8 protein-coding genes and 3 rRNA genes are annotated in these 14,898 nt (G+C 62.3%); 10 read left to right on the plus strand and 1 reads right to left on the minus strand.

Annotated elements, in window-relative coordinates; translation table 11 throughout:
• Nucleotides 1-181: 181 nt before the first annotated feature.
• From QFZ36_RS00005 to rrf, 3 genes are all read left to right on the plus strand, one after another.
• A 16S ribosomal RNA gene (locus QFZ36_RS00005) occupies nucleotides 182-1,706 on the plus strand.
• A gap of 538 nt (nucleotides 1,707-2,244) precedes the next feature.
• A 23S ribosomal RNA gene (locus QFZ36_RS00010) occupies nucleotides 2,245-5,370 on the plus strand.
• Between the two features lie 236 nt (nucleotides 5,371-5,606).
• Nucleotides 5,607-5,723 (plus strand): 5S ribosomal RNA (rrf, locus tag QFZ36_RS00015).
• The 16S, 23S and 5S rRNA genes sit together here, the layout of an rRNA operon.
• A gap of 530 nt (nucleotides 5,724-6,253) precedes the next feature.
• On the opposite strand, the gene QFZ36_RS00020 is transcribed toward rrf, so the two are convergent.
• Entirely contained in the window at nucleotides 6,254-7,291 is a 1,038-nt protein-coding gene (locus QFZ36_RS00020) for a hypothetical protein (protein WP_306632869.1), read from the minus strand.
• On the opposite strand from QFZ36_RS00020, the gene QFZ36_RS00025 reads away from it, so the two are divergent.
• The 7 genes from QFZ36_RS00025 (at nucleotide 7,244) to QFZ36_RS00055 (ending at nucleotide 14,878) form a co-directional block, all read left to right on the plus strand.
• Nucleotides 7,244-8,170, plus strand: coding sequence for a hypothetical protein (locus QFZ36_RS00025; RefSeq protein ID WP_306632871.1), 927 nt, complete (start codon nucleotides 7,244-7,246; stop codon nucleotides 8,168-8,170). The two genes, QFZ36_RS00020 and QFZ36_RS00025, sit on opposite strands and share 48 nt — an antisense overlap.
• A gap of 4 nt (nucleotides 8,171-8,174) precedes the next feature.
• Nucleotides 8,175-9,164, plus strand: coding sequence for an HAD-IIA family hydrolase (locus QFZ36_RS00030; protein WP_306632873.1), 990 nt, complete (start codon nucleotides 8,175-8,177; stop codon nucleotides 9,162-9,164).
• 9 nt (nucleotides 9,165-9,173) lie between these two features.
• Nucleotides 9,174-9,398: a hypothetical protein gene (locus QFZ36_RS00035; protein ID WP_306632875.1), complete on the plus strand. Its 225-nt coding sequence runs from the start codon at nucleotides 9,174-9,176 to the stop codon at nucleotides 9,396-9,398.
• Nucleotides 9,398-10,213 carry a TlyA family RNA methyltransferase gene (locus QFZ36_RS00040; RefSeq protein ID WP_306632876.1) on the plus strand — a complete coding sequence of 272 codons (816 nt, stop codon included), beginning with the start codon at nucleotides 9,398-9,400 and terminating at the stop codon, nucleotides 10,211-10,213. Before QFZ36_RS00035 ends, QFZ36_RS00040 begins: the two co-directional genes overlap by 1 nt.
• A 13-nt stretch (nucleotides 10,214-10,226) precedes the next feature.
• Nucleotides 10,227-11,252, plus strand: coding sequence for an NAD kinase (locus QFZ36_RS00045; RefSeq protein WP_306632878.1), 1,026 nt, complete (start codon nucleotides 10,227-10,229; stop codon nucleotides 11,250-11,252).
• Nucleotides 11,253-11,255: 3 nt separating this feature from the next.
• On the plus strand, nucleotides 11,256-12,995 hold the full coding sequence (gene recN / locus QFZ36_RS00050; RefSeq protein ID WP_306632880.1) for a DNA repair protein RecN: 1,740 nt from the start codon (nucleotides 11,256-11,258) through the stop codon (nucleotides 12,993-12,995).
• Between the two features lie 113 nt (nucleotides 12,996-13,108).
• Nucleotides 13,109-14,878: a CTP synthase gene (locus QFZ36_RS00055; protein WP_306632882.1), complete on the plus strand. Its 1,770-nt coding sequence runs from the start codon at nucleotides 13,109-13,111 to the stop codon at nucleotides 14,876-14,878.
• Nucleotides 14,879-14,898: the final 20 nt, after the last annotated feature.

Genomic DNA, 14,898 nt, shown 5'->3' on the forward strand with positions numbered 1-14,898 from the left:
TGTGTCTGTTGTTTGAGAACTCAATAGTGTGCCAAGTTTGTTGATACCGATTTTTTATTAAATTGGTTGGATTTGCCGGGCTGCCCGCCCCTGTGGGTGGTCTGGTTTTTACAGCTGGTTTCAAATTTTGTGCAGCTTTTGGTCCCGTTTTCCCGGGGCTGGGGGTTGTGTCTGTTTTTCTTCAACGGAGAGTTTGATCCTGGCTCAGGATGAACGCTGGCGGCGTGCTTAACACATGCAAGTCGAACGATGATCTCCAGCTTGCTGGGGGGATTAGTGGCGAACGGGTGAGTAACACGTGAGTAACCTGCCCTTAACTCTGGGATAAGCCTGGGAAACTGGGTCTAATACCGGATATGACTGGTCATCGCATGGTGGTTGGTGGAAAGCTTTTTGTGGTTTTGGATGGACTCGCGGCCTATCAGCTTGTTGGTGAGGTAATGGCTCACCAAGGCGACGACGGGTAGCCGGCCTGAGAGGGTGACCGGCCACACTGGGACTGAGACACGGCCCAGACTCCTACGGGAGGCAGCAGTGGGGAATATTGCACAATGGGCGCAAGCCTGATGCAGCGACGCCGCGTGAGGGATGACGGCCTTCGGGTTGTAAACCTCTTTCAGTAGGGAAGAAGCGAAAGTGACGGTACCTGCAGAAGAAGCGCCGGCTAACTACGTGCCAGCAGCCGCGGTAATACGTAGGGCGCAAGCGTTATCCGGAATTATTGGGCGTAAAGAGCTCGTAGGCGGTTTGTCGCGTCTGCCGTGAAAGTCCGGGGCTCAACTCCGGATCTGCGGTGGGTACGGGCAGACTAGAGTGATGTAGGGGAGACTGGAATTCCTGGTGTAGCGGTGAAATGCGCAGATATCAGGAGGAACACCGATGGCGAAGGCAGGTCTCTGGGCATTAACTGACGCTGAGGAGCGAAAGCATGGGGAGCGAACAGGATTAGATACCCTGGTAGTCCATGCCGTAAACGTTGGGCACTAGGTGTGGGGGACATTCCACGTTTTCCGCGCCGTAGCTAACGCATTAAGTGCCCCGCCTGGGGAGTACGGCCGCAAGGCTAAAACTCAAAGGAATTGACGGGGGCCCGCACAAGCGGCGGAGCATGCGGATTAATTCGATGCAACGCGAAGAACCTTACCAAGGCTTGACATGAACCGGAAACGCCTGGAAACAGGTGCCCCGCTTGCGGTCGGTTTACAGGTGGTGCATGGTTGTCGTCAGCTCGTGTCGTGAGATGTTGGGTTAAGTCCCGCAACGAGCGCAACCCTCGTTCTATGTTGCCAGCACGTGATGGTGGGGACTCATAGGAGACTGCCGGGGTCAACTCGGAGGAAGGTGGGGACGACGTCAAATCATCATGCCCCTTATGTCTTGGGCTTCACGCATGCTACAATGGCCGGTACAAAGGGTTGCGATACTGTGAGGTGGAGCTAATCCCAAAAAGCCGGTCTCAGTTCGGATTGGGGTCTGCAACTCGACCCCATGAAGTCGGAGTCGCTAGTAATCGCAGATCAGCAACGCTGCGGTGAATACGTTCCCGGGCCTTGTACACACCGCCCGTCAAGTCACGAAAGTTGGTAACACCCGAAGCCGGTGGCCTAACCCCTTGTGGGAGGGAGCTGTCGAAGGTGGGACTGGCGATTGGGACTAAGTCGTAACAAGGTAGCCGTACCGGAAGGTGCGGCTGGATCACCTCCTTTCTAAGGAGCACCTACGGATTGTTCATGCCATGTATGTGGTGTGGGGGTTTGTCAGGAGTAAAAGCCCGTTGCGCAGACGCAAGTTCTGCGGCGGGTGCTCATGGGTGGAATATCAACGAATAGCGGCTGCTTGTGTTTCTTTCTTGTCTAGTACGGATGCTTTGGTGTCCTGGAACGGCGGGGTTGGGGTGCGGGTGGTTTAGTGTTTGGCACACTGTTGGGTCCTGAGGCAACAGGGCCGGGGGTTGTTCGTGGCTTTGGCTGTGGTTCCCCTGGGTTTGTTTGTTTCTGGTTTCCTGGCTGCACCGATCATGCGCGGAGGCCCTTTCGGGGGTTGTTGTGTGGGGTGTGTGGTTTGGGGTTGTTGTTTGAGAACTACATAGTGGACGCGAGCATCTTTTATAAGAAGCAATTTCCAAGAATATGAACCTGGATCTGGCTGCGCTTGGTGATGACTGGCCTCTTTTTGGGGGTTGGTGGTTGTTGGGTGTGGTTGGTTTTCGTGGTTCTCTCGTGAATTAGTTTTTTGATCTTTTGTGGTCAAGTTTTTAAGAGCACACGGTGGATGCCTTGGCATTAGGAGCCGAAGAAGGACGTAGGAATCTGCGATAAGCCTGGGGGAGTCGATAACCGGACTGTGATCCCAGGGTGTCCGAATGGGGAAACCCCGCCAGACGCGCGAGTGATCTGGTGACCCGCATCTGAACACATAGGGTGCGTGGAGGGAACGCGGGGAAGTGAAACATCTCAGTACCCGCAGGAAGAGAAAACAATAGTGATTCCGTTAGTAGTGGCGAGCGAACGCGGATCAGGCTAAACCGTTCCATGTGTGATAGCCGGCGGGCGTTGCATGGTCGGGGTTGTGGGACTTTCCGTTCTGTCTCTGCCGGGACAGTGGGGTGTGATGTGCAGGCATAGGTGAACGGTCTTGAAAGGCCGGCCAGAGAGGGTGTGAGCCCCGTAACCGTAATGTTGTGTACCGCCTGGAGAGTATCCCAAGTAGCACGGGGCCCGAGAAATCCCGTGTGAATCTGTCAGGACCACCTGATAAGCCTAAATACTCCCTAATGACCGATAGCGGACCAGTACCGTGAGGGAAAGGTGAAAAGTACCCCGGGAGGGGAGTGAAACAGTACCTGAAACCGTGTGCTTACAATCCGTCGGAGCAACCTTAGTAGTTGTGACGGCGTGCCTTTTGAAGAATGAGCCTGCGAGTTAGTGTTACGTCGCGAGGTTAACCCGTGTGGGGAAGCCGTAGCGAAAGCGAGTCTGAATAGGGCGTTGCAGTGGCGTGATCTAGACCCGAAGCGAAGTGATCTACCCATGGCCAGGTTGAAGCGACGGTAAGACGTCGTGGAGGACCGAACCCACTTCAGTTGAAAATGGAGGGGATGAGCTGTGGGTAGGGGTGAAAGGCCAATCAAACTTCGTGATAGCTGGTTCTCCCCGAAATGCATTTAGGTGCAGCGTTGCGTGTTTCTTGCTGGAGGTAGAGCTACTGGATGGCTAATGGGCCCTACAAGGTTACTGACGTCAGCCAAACTCCGAATGCCGGTAAGTGAGAGCGCAGCAGTGAGACTGTGGGGGATAAGCTTCATAGTCGAGAGGGAAACAGCCCAGACCACCAACTAAGGCCCCTAAGCGTGTGCTAAGTGGGAAAGGATGTGGAGTTGCCCAGACAACCAGGAGGTTGGCTTAGAAGCAGCCATCCTTAAAAGAGTGCGTAATAGCTCACTGGTCAAGTGATTCCGCGCCGACAATGTAGCGGGGCTCAAGTACACCGCCGAAGTTGTGGCATTCAGATTTTTGCTAAGCCCTTGTGGTTCAGGCGTCTGGATGGGTAGGGGAGCGTCGTGTGGGCGGTGAAGTCGCGGTGTAAACCAGCGGTGGAGCCTACACGAGTGAGAATGCAGGCATGAGTAGCGAAAGACGGGTGAGAAACCCGTCCGCCGAATGATCAAGGGTTCCAGGGTCAAGCTAATCTGCCCTGGGTAAGTCGGGACCTAAGGCGAGGCCGACAGGCGTAGTCGATGGACAACGGGTTGATATTCCCGTACCGGCGAAAAACCGCCCATGCTGAACAGGGGATACTAACTGCCCGAGACCTGCCCGATCACCCTTGTGGTGTGAGGGTTTTGGTGGAGCGCAGGACCTGATCCTGGGAGGCAAGCGTATTAACAGGTGTGACGCAGGAAGGTAGCCGAGCCGGGCGATGGTTGTCCCGGTCTAAGGATGTAGGGCGAACGGTAGGCAAATCCGCTGTTCATGATGCCTGAGATCTGATGGGACCCCCGTTTGGGGGGATTTGGTGATCCTATGCTGCCGAGAAAAGCATCGACGCGAGGTTTTAGCCGCCCGTACCCCAAACCGACACAGGTGATCAGGTAGAGAATACTAAGGCGATCGAGAGAATTATGGTTAAGGAACTCGGCAAAATGCCCCCGTAACTTCGGGAGAAGGGGGGCCCCAACCTTGATGGACACAAGCTGTCCGGAGGGGATCGGGGCCGCAGAGACCAGGGGGAAGCGACTGTTTACTAAAAACACAGGTCCGTGCGAAGTCGCAAGACGATGTATACGGACTGACTCCTGCCCGGTGCTGGAAGGTTAAGAGGACCGGTTAGCCTCACGGCGAAGCTGAGAATTTAAGCCCCAGTAAACGGCGGTGGTAACTATAACCATCCTAAGGTAGCGAAATTCCTTGTCGGGTAAGTTCCGACCTGCACGAATGGAGTAACGACTTCCCCGCTGTCTCAACCATAAACTCGGCGAAATTGCAGTACGAGTAAAGATGCTCGTTACGCGCAGCAGGACGGAAAGACCCCGAGACCTTTACTATAGTTTGGTATTGGTGTTCGGAGTGGCTTGTGTAGGATAGGTGGGAGACGTTGAAGCCCGGACGCCAGTTCGGGTGGAGTCATCGTTGAAATACCACTCTGGTCACTTTGGACATCTAACTTCGGCCCGTAATCCGGGTCAGGGACAGTGCCTGATGGGTAGTTTAACTGGGGCGGTTGCCTCCTAAAAAGTAACGGAGGCGCCCAAAGGTTCCCTCAGCCTGGTTGGCAATCAGGTGTCGAGTGTAAGTGCACAAGGGAGCTTGACTGTGAGAGAGACATCTCGAGCAGGGACGAAAGTCGGGACTAGTGATCCGGCGGTACATTGTGGAATGGCCGTCGCTCAACGGATAAAAGGTACCTCGGGGATAACAGGCTGATCTTGCCCAAGAGTCCATATCGACGGCATGGTTTGGCACCTCGATGTCGGCTCGTCGCATCCTGGGGCTGGAGTAGGTCCCAAGGGTTGGGCTGTTCGCCCATTAAAGCGGTACGCGAGCTGGGTTTAGAACGTCGTGAGACAGTTCGGTCCCTATCCGCTGCGCGCGCAGGAAATTTGAGAAGGGCTGTCCTTAGTACGAGAGGACCGGGACGGACGAACCTCTGGTGTGTCAGTTGTACTGCCAAGTGCACCGCTGATTAGCTACGTTCGGATGGGATAACCGCTGAAAGCATCTAAGCGGGAAGCTCGCTTCAAGATGAGATTTCCATACACCTTGTGTGTGAGAGGCCCCCAGCCAGACCACTGGGTTGATAGGCCGGATGTGGAAGCGAGGACTAACGACTCGTGAAGCTGACCGGTACTAATAGGCCGATAACTTACACCACACACCATTTCACCGTGAACGGACTCTTCGAAAGACGTTCACACCAGGTGATGGTAAAAAGAAACAAGACTGCTTGCGTCCACTATGTGGTTCCCAAACAACAAACCAAACCAATGGTTTCGTTGCCACGGGAACACACAATTGAATAACAACACCACTGCTGCATCACTGCAGAACATGTTGTAACCACAGATTTCCCACACCACCCCGCAAAGGGTGTGTGACGGGTAGAAGGGTTACGGCGGTCATAGCGTGGGGGAAACGCCCGGTCCCATTCCGAACCCGGAAGCTAAGACCCACAGCGCCGATGGTACTGCACCCGGGAGGGTGTGGGAGAGTAGGTCACCGCCGGACATAAATTAAAGAGTAGGGCCCTGACAAACGACGTCAGGGCCCTACTCTGCTTTAACCCCCAAAACCACCAACACGCCCCAACACCTCCCGCACCCATCCAGGGAACGCCCCATCACCTCCCGCACCGATCCGGGGGGCGCCCCATCACCTTCTCAGCGTTCCGCGACCCCCGCAGCAGCACCGTCCAATCCCGCCGGCAACTGATGGAGCGTTGCTCCAAAACCCGCAGGGCCTGATGGCGCGTCGCCTCAAAACCTGCAGGAGGTGATGGGGCGTCGGTGTGAACATTGCCACGATGCAGTTCTTTGGCCTTGGGCCGGTCCTGCCCCGGGAGGCAACTCCACTAGAATTGATGAAGATGTACGGACTTCGAAGCGCTTGATTTCGGGTTGCGTAGGAAACGAAACACGGATACGAGCGGCTGCGATTGCGCCAGTGGTCGGCTCACAACAGGAGGAATCCACATGGCTGAGCACAACGGCGGCAACCGCGGCGGGAATGACCGCGGCGGGTTCCGCGGACACAACAACTCAGGCGGCGAGCCCCGCGGATTCCGGTCCCGCACCAACCGGGACAACTCCGATCCCTCCAGGGGTGCAGCCGGTGGCGGAGAGCGGAAGCCTTTCGGTGACCGCGACAAGAAGCCTTTTGGTGACCGTCCGCGCCGCGAGGGCGAGGGCGATCGTCGTGGTTTTGGTGGAGGAGAGCGTAAGCCGTTCGGGGACCGCGACAGGAAGCCTTTTGGTGACCGGGACAACCGGTCCGCTGGTGACCGTCCGCGCCGCGAAGGCGAGGGCGATCGTCGTGGTTTTGGTGGAGGAGAGCGTAAGCCGTTCGGGGACCGCGACAGGAGGCCTTTTGGTGACCGGGACAACCGGTCCGCTGGTGACCGTCCGCGCCGGGACGGTGAAGGTGACCGCAGGGGTTTTGGTGGTGGAGAGCGGAAGCCGTTCGGTGACCGTGACCGTAAGCCTTTCGGTGACCGTCCGCGCCGTGACGGCGAGGGTGACCGTCGTGGTTTTGGTGGTGGAGAGCGGAAGCCGTTCGGGGACCGCGACAGGAAGCCTTTTGGTGATCGCGACAACCGGTCCGCGGGTGACCGTCCGCGCCGCGATGGCGAGGGTGACCGTCGTGGTTTTGGTGGTGGAGAGCGGAAGCCGTTCGGGGACCGCGACAGGAAGCCTTATGGTGACCGTCCGCGCCGGGACGGTGAAGGTGACCGCCGGGGCTTTGGTGGCGGAGAAAACCGCAAGCCGTTTGGTGACCGCAGCGAACGTCCAAGCAGCGACCGTCCCAGCCGCGGCGATGCTGGTCCCCGCACCTTCGGTCGCGACCGCCAGGAAGAACGCCCGGCCCGTGTACCCAACATGCGCGACCTCCGCAGTGCCAACCGTCCCGACCGGGAACGGTCTCCGGAGATCGACGAGGATGTCACGGGCAAGGAGCTTGACCGTGCCACACAGCACCAGATCAAAACCCTTGAGGCAAACAACGCGGAATGGGTCGCCCGCCACCTCGTGATGGCCGGCCGCCTCATCGACGACGAGCCCGAGCTCGCCTTCCAGCACGCGCTGGCCGCCAGCCGGCGCGGCGGCAGGCTTGCTGCCGTCCGCGAAGCCGTAGGCCTCACCGCCTACGCGGCCGGTCACTACGGCGAGGCACTTCGGGAATTCCGGACGTACCGCCGGATCAGCGGCTCCAACGTGCACCTGCCCGTGATGGCCGACTGTGAACGTGGGCTGGGCCGCCCCGACCGCGCACTCGACGTGGTCCGCTCCGAGGAAGCCCAGGACCTGGACGCCCCCGGCAAGGTTGAACTTGCCATTGTTGCAGCGGGCGCACGCACGGACCTTGGCCAGCTGGACGCCGCTGTTGCAGAACTGGAGATCGCACAGTTGGATATCAACCGCGCGTTCTCCTACAGCCCCCGGCTCTTCCGCGCCTATGCAGACGCACTGGCGGCCGTGGGCCGCACCTCCGAGGCCGAGAAGTGGCAGAAACAGGCCGTTGTAGCCGAAAACGCACTGGGCCTGGGCGTTGACGAAGAACCCGACATCATTGACCTTGGCTGGGACGAGGAAGAAGAAGCCCGCGAGGAGGCCGAGCGGCGCCGGCTCCTGGACCGCGCGTCCAGCGCGTCCGGTGCAGCCGCAACGGCACCTGCTGCCGCTGAAGCTTCCGCTGCACCCACAGAGGCTTCAACCGCAGATGCTGCAACCACGGACGCTGCCGGCACCGAGGCACTGGAAGCGCCCGCAGCCGAAGAAACGGTGGACGCAAGCATCGATGACCAGGAAGCGGACTACTTCGTTTCAGATGACGCTGAGTCTGACGAGGACTCGGTAGAGCTCGACGATCTGGACCAGAACGGAGAAGACCTGGCGGAAGCCAACGATCCAGAGGACCAGCAGGACCAGCAGGACCACCAGGATCGCCGGGAAGACTAAGCGGATGACTGAAGCAAGCCTGATCTCCCGTTTCGATGCGTTGCTCGCCGACCTGGACGGGGTGGTGTACGCCGGCCCGCACGCGATCCCCGGTGCAGTGGAATCACTCCAGCAGCTTGCGGGCCTGGGCATAGGCCTGGGCTACGTGACAAACAACGCGTCCCGGACCCCGGCGCAGGTCGCGGCCCACCTACGGGAGCTGGGCGCACCGGCCGCCGACGAGCAAGTGGTCAGCTCGTCGCAGGCAGCCGCGGAGCTGCTCGCCTCGGAGCTGCCCCCGGGTTCCCGGGTGCTCATTACCGGAAGCCCGGCCCTGGCCGAGGAAATTGAGCTGGTGGGCCTGGTACCGGTGTACAGCCAGGACGAGAACCCAGTGGCGGTAGTCCAGGGCTTCAACCCCGCCATCGGCTGGAAAGAACTCGCTGAGGCGTCCTACGTTGTGGCGGCCGGAACCCTGTGGGTGGCCACCAACACGGACATGTCCATCCCGCAGGCCCGCGGCATCGCACCCGGCAACGGAACCCTGGTGGCCGCAGTCACTGCTGCCACGGGCCAGACGCCCCGCGTCGCCGGCAAACCGGAGGCTCCGCTCTTCCACTCCGCCGCCAAGCGGCTCGGGGCCGAGCGCCCGCTGGTGGTGGGGGACCGGCTGGACACGGACATCCTGGGCGGCAACAACGCCGGCTTTGCCACCGTGGCCGTACTGACCGGCGTCGACACCCGGCAGACCATCCTGGCTGCCCGCGCCGCCGAACGGCCCGACTACATCATCAGCTCCCTGACGGACCTCTACCGCCCCTATCCCGAGGTGACGCACGACGACGGCACCTACGTGTGCGGTGAAGCAACGGCGCGCGTGGCTAACGGAGCCGTGGGCATCATTGGCAGCCAGGACAACCTCGATTCCTGGCGGGCGGCCTGTGCGGCCTGGTGGGCGGCCACCCCGGACGCCTCCGCGGCGAAGGCACCGCAACTGGCCTGGCTGGATCATTAGACTGTTTGAATGACTGAGCTGAGTCCGCCTGACGAATCCGCAGCAGCCCAGCCCTCTCCGGACTGGCCGCTGGACAGCCAACCCGAGGTGACCGACCATCTCGTCCATCAGGCCCTGGCGCCCTTGACGGCATTGCCTGGGCTTCCTGTGGCGGGGCACGAAGCGGTCTACAACGCACTTCACGACGAACTGCGGGGCGCCCTGGATTCGGACCCCTCGGACGGTGGCGCCTGATGCCGGTGCGGCTCGACCAGGCCCTGGTTGCCCGCGGCCTTGCCAGGTCCCGCACCCACGCCGCGTCGCTGATTGCAGAAGGAAAAGTCAGCTCAGCCGGCCAGGTGCTTGGCAAGGCATCGCTCCAGGTCGCTGAGGACAGGGACCTGGTGGTCCTGCATGACGATCAGGACACCTACGTGAGCCGGGCCGGGCACAAACTGGCCGGCGCACTCGATGCCTTCCCCGAGGTTTCGGCACAAGGCAAAAGGTGCCTCGACGCCGGCGCCTCCACCGGCGGCTTCACCGATGTCCTGCTCCGCCGGGGCGCCGCGCATGTGGTGGCGGTCGACGTCGGGCATGGCCAGCTGGTGCCGCAGCTGCGGGAGGATCCGCGCGTGGAAGTCCACGAGGGACTCAACGTGAGGTACATGTCGCCCGAAGACATCGGCGGCCCGGCGGCGCTGACCGTGGCTGACCTGTCCTTCATTTCGCTGACCCTGGTGGTCCAGCCCCTGGCGGAATGCACCGAACCGGGCGGGGACCTGGTGCTCATGGTGAAGCCTCAATTTGAGATCGGCAAGGACCGGCTGGGACGCACCGGGGTGGTGACTTCCGAGCGGGAACGGCGGATGGCGGTGGAAAAAGTCGCCCGGGCCGCCCTCGACGCCGGCCTGGACCTGCGCGGCCTCGCACAGAGCCCGCTGCCCGGCCAGGACGGAAACGTCGAATACTTCCTGTGGATAAACCGCCGGAACAGCCAAGAGTTGCCTAAGATCGAAGAGCGAGACGCAGCCACCGCTGCCTTGCTCGGACGAATCTGGCACAACCACTAGAGAGCGGAACCTGATGAGCAGGCGTGTACTGGTCCTCGCCCACACCGGCCGCGAGGAATCACTGAAGGCCGCCTGGGAGGCCTGCGGCCAGCTGCACGCCTCCGGCATCGTTCCGGTGATGCAGGACTCAGAACTGGCCGACATGGAACGCTTCTTCGGTCACCTTGCCCAGCCCGTGGAAGTGCTTCACGACCACGTCCAACTGCCGGACGTTGAACTGGTGATGGTCCTGGGCGGCGACGGCACCATCCTCCGCGCGGCCGAGCTGGTCCGGGAAGTTGATGTACCCTTGCTGGGCGTGAACCTCGGCCATGTTGGCTTCCTCGCCGAGAGCGAGCGGGCGGACCTCGCCCAGACCGTTGAATGGATCGCCAGGCGGGACTACACGGTGGAAGAGCGCATGACCATCGACGTCCAGGTCTGGGTCCGGGGGCAGAAGATCTGGCACACGTGGGCGCTGAACGAAGCAGCGATCGAAAAAGCCAACCGGGAACGCATGCTGGAATTGGTGACCGAAGTGGATGAGCGTCCCCTGACTTCCTTCGGCAGCGACGGCATCGTGCTCGCGACCCCCACCGGGTCAACTGCCTACGCATTCTCCGCGGGCGGCCCTGTAGTCTGGCCGGAAGTGGAGGCGCTGGTCATCGTGCCCATCAGCGCCCACGCGCTCTTCGCCAAGCCCCTGGTGGTCTCGCCCCGCTCACGCCTCGCCGTCGAAGTCCTGGGCCGTACCGACGCCCAGGGCGTCCTCTGGTGTGACGGCCGGCGCTCGGTGGACCTGCCGCCGGGCGCCCGGGTTGAGGTCACCAAATCAGCCACCCCGGTGCGGCTGGCCCGCACCCACCAGACTCCGTTCTCGGCCCGGCTGGTACGCAAGTTTGAGCTGCCCATCCATGGCTGGCGCGGCCCTGTCCCCAAGGCTGACGCCATCCACACCGGCCCCATTCCAATTGTCCGGACGCCCCGTCCCATGCCGCCGCTCCAGGTGCCTGGCAGCGGGCAGCCGGACAGCGATCCCGATCCCTCAACCGCAAAGTGAACCATGCTTGAAGAACTGAGAATCCGCGATCTGGGCGTCATTACTGACGCAACACTGCCGCTGGGCCCCGGGCTGAGCGTGGTGACCGGCGAGACCGGCGCCGGAAAGACCATGGTGGTCACCGCCGTCGGCCTCCTCCTCGGCGCCCGCTCTGACGCCGGTGCCGTCCGGAGCGGCGCCAAAAGCGCAACTGCCGAGGCAGTGCTGAAGCTCGACGCCGGCCATCCCGCCATCGAGCGTGCCCTGGAGGCGGGGGCGGAGGCGGAAGAGTTCGACGGCGGCGCGGAACTGATCCTGGCCCGCCGGCTGGGTGCGGACGGCCGCAGCCGCGCTTTCCTGGGCGGCAGGGCCGCCCCGGTGGGCGTCCTCGCCGAGATCGGCGAGACCCTGGTGGTGGTGCACGGCCAATCGGACCAGATCAGGCTCAAGGGCGCCACCGCCCAACGCGGGGCGCTGGACAAATTCGCCGGCGAAGCCCTCGCCGGCCAGCTAGCCGGCTACCAGGAGCTGTACAACCACTGGAAATCCAGCCAGGCCGAGCTGGACACCCTGCGCAGCGCTGCCCGGGACCGGCTGCGGGAAGCAGAATCCCTGGAGGCCGCCCTCGCCGAAATCGACGACGTGGATCCCCAGCCCGGGGAGGACGAACTCCTCAAGGCGGAGGCAGTGAAGCTGGCCAATGTGGAGGAGCTGCGGATCGCCGCGAGCACGGCACATCAGGCACTCATCGCCGAGGATTTCGGTGAGGCGGGCGACGCCACCACCCTGGTGGACGCCGCCAAGCGCACGCTGGAGCACGTGGCCGAGCACGACGCCGAACTCGGCTCCGCGGCAACCCGCCTCGCCGAGGTGGGCTTCCTGCTGAACGATATCGCCACTGATCTCGCCAGCTACCAGGCCAGCCTGGACACGGAGGGGCCGGAACGGCTCGCGGAGATCGAGGACCGGCGGGCCGTCCTGGCCAAGCTGATCCGCAAGTACGCCCCGTCCATTGACGAAGTCCTTGAGTGGGCCGAAAAAGCCCGCGTGCGGTTCGATGAACTGCAGGACGATTCAACCCGCATCGAAGCCCTGGACGCGGAAGTGGTCAAGGCGGAGGCGGACCTGCAGAAGCAGGCTGCCGCCATCAGCAAGATCAGGGCCAAGGCCGCCAAGGACCTTTCCGCCCGGGTCAGTGCCGAGCTGAAGGCCCTGGCCATGGCCGATGCCACCCTGGTGATCAACCTCGAGGCCACAGGCCAACTGGGACCGCACGGCGCGGACGAGATCAGCTTCCTGCTCCAGCCGCACTCCGGCGCCCCGGCCCGGCCGCTGGGCAAGGGGGCGTCCGGCGGTGAGCTCTCGCGGGTCATGCTGGCCATCGAAGTGGTGCTCGCCGCCGTCGACCCCGTCCCCACCTTCGTCTTCGACGAGGTGGATGCAGGAGTGGGCGGACGTGCCGCCGTCGAGATCGGACGCCGGCTGGCCATGCTGGCCCGGCACGTGCAGGTGCTGGTGGTCACGCACCTGCCGCAGGTGGCCGCCTTCGCGGACCAGCACATCACCGTCACTAAAACTTCCGTCAGGGGAGCCGACGGCAAGACCGCCACGGGATTCACCTCGAGTGATGTCCGCCTCCTCAATGGCCCCGAGCGGGTCCGGGAACTGGCGCGCATGCTGGCCGGCCAGGAGGACTCGGAATCGGCCCGGGCGCACGCCCAGGAGCTGCTGGACGACGCGAAACTGCTGCCACAGCGGGCCTGACTGGGTACGGCAAGGCATTGGCAAACAGGGGCAGGCCCTTGCTTCCCGGACGGCCGGACCCGCAGACTGGATCATTTGGGGAACAGTTTCCGGACCCGTGGAAGGCTCATTTGATGATAGGCTCGAATTCCGTGGTGCAGCGATCAAATTCCCGTATAAATTCCCGGTTCCCGGGCTCGTCCAAGACGACCAAACACATCTTCGTAACCGGTGGTGTGGCGTCCTCGCTCGGTAAGGGACTGACGGCATCAAGCCTCGGTCATCTGCTGCGGGCACGCGGCCTGTCTGTAACTATGCAGAAGCTCGATCCCTACCTGAACGTGGATCCGGGCACGATGAACCCCTTCCAGCACGGCGAAGTCTTCGTCACGGATGACGGCGCCGAGACTGACCTGGACATCGGACACTACGAACGCTTCCTCGATGAAAACCTTGAGGGTTCGGCCAACGTGACCACCGGCCAGGTGTACTCCACCGTCATCGCCAAGGAACGCCGCGGCGAATACCTGGGTGACACCGTGCAGGTCATCCCGCACATCACCGATGAGATTAAGCGCCGCATGCGCCTGCCCGCCGAAGGCAAGAACGCCCCCGATGTCATCATCACCGAAATCGGCGGCACTGTTGGCGATATCGAGTCCCAGCCGTTCCTCGAATCGGCCCGCCAGGTCCGCCAGGACATCGGCCGGACCAACGTCTTCTTCCTGCACGTCTCCCTGGTTCCCTACATCGGGCCGTCCCAGGAACTGAAGACCAAGCCCACCCAGCACTCCGTCGCCGCGCTGCGCTCCATCGGCATCCAGCCCGAAGCGATCGTTATCCGCTCGGACCGTGAAGTGCCGGACGCCATGCGCGAAAAGATCGGCCGCATGTGCGACGTGGACATCGACGCCGTGGTGAACGCCGCTGATGCACCCAGCATCTACGACATCCCCAAGACGCTGCACAGCCAGGGGCTGGATTCCTACATCGTGCGTGCCCTGGACCTTCCCTTCAAGGACGTGGACTGGACCAGCTGGGACAAGCTCCTGGAGGCTGTCCACAACCCCAAGCACCACGTGGAAATCGCGCTGGTGGGCAAGTACATCGATCTGCCGGACGCCTACCTGTCCGTGACCGAGGCCCTGCGCGCCGGCGGTTTCGCCAACGACACCAAGGTCAAGATCCGCTGGGTCCCCTCGGACGAATGCGAAACCCGCGAAGGAGCCATCCAGGCACTGGACGGTGTCGATGCCATCTGCGTCCCCGGCGGCTTCGGCATCCGCGGGCTGGAGGGCAAGCTCGGCGCGCTGAAGTTCGCCCGCGAAAGCAAGCTTCCGGTCCTGGGACTTTGCCTGGGCCTGCAGTGCATGGTCATCGAGTACGCCCGCAACGTGGTGGGGCTGGAGGGTGCGTCCTCCAGCGAATTCGAGCCGGATTCCAAGTACCCCGTCATCGCCACGATGGAAGAGCAGCTGGAGTTCGTTGAGGGCCGCGGCGACCTGGGCGGCACCATGCGCCTGGGCCTGTACGAAGCAAAGCTCGACGCCGGTTCGGTCATCGCCGAAACCTACGGCAAGACCACCGTCAGCGAACGCCACCGCCACCGCTACGAGGTCAACAACAAGTACCGCGACCAGATCGCGGCCGAAGGGCTGGTCTTCTCCGGCACGTCCCCGGACGGCAAGCTCGTGGAGTTCGTTGAGCTGCCCGCGGAGGTCCACCCGTACTACGTGGCCACCCAGGCGCACCCCGAGCTGAGCTCCCGCCCCACCCGGCCGCACCCGCTGTTTGCCGGCCTGGTGAAGGCGGCGCTGGACCACCAGTCGGGCGCCGACACGGCCGCCACCCAGGGTGCCGGTGCTGCCGAGGCCGCGCCGTCCGGTACGGTAGCCGCTAAGTAGTTCGTACGATACAAAGGACG

It is taken from the genome of Pseudarthrobacter siccitolerans (genome assembly GCF_030823375.1).
In the GTDB taxonomy this organism is placed as follows: Bacteria; Actinomycetota; Actinomycetes; order Actinomycetales; family Micrococcaceae; genus Arthrobacter; species Arthrobacter siccitolerans_A.

Coding starts and splice junctions, on each gene's coding strand:
- QFZ36_RS00025 (WP_306632871.1), top strand. CDS start 7,244: ATGGCCGGCCGCCTCATCGACGACGAGCCCGAGCTCGCCTTCCAGCAC.
- QFZ36_RS00030 (WP_306632873.1), top strand. CDS start 8,175: ATGACTGAAGCAAGCCTGATCTCCCGTTTCGATGCGTTGCTCGCCGAC.
- QFZ36_RS00035 (WP_306632875.1), top strand. CDS start 9,174: ATGACTGAGCTGAGTCCGCCTGACGAATCCGCAGCAGCCCAGCCCTCT.
- QFZ36_RS00040 (WP_306632876.1), top strand. CDS start 9,398: ATGCCGGTGCGGCTCGACCAGGCCCTGGTTGCCCGCGGCCTTGCCAGG.
- QFZ36_RS00045 (WP_306632878.1), top strand. CDS start 10,227: ATGAGCAGGCGTGTACTGGTCCTCGCCCACACCGGCCGCGAGGAATCA.
- recN (WP_306632880.1), top strand. CDS start 11,256: ATGCTTGAAGAACTGAGAATCCGCGATCTGGGCGTCATTACTGACGCA.
- QFZ36_RS00055 (WP_306632882.1), top strand. CDS start 13,109: ATGATAGGCTCGAATTCCGTGGTGCAGCGATCAAATTCCCGTATAAAT.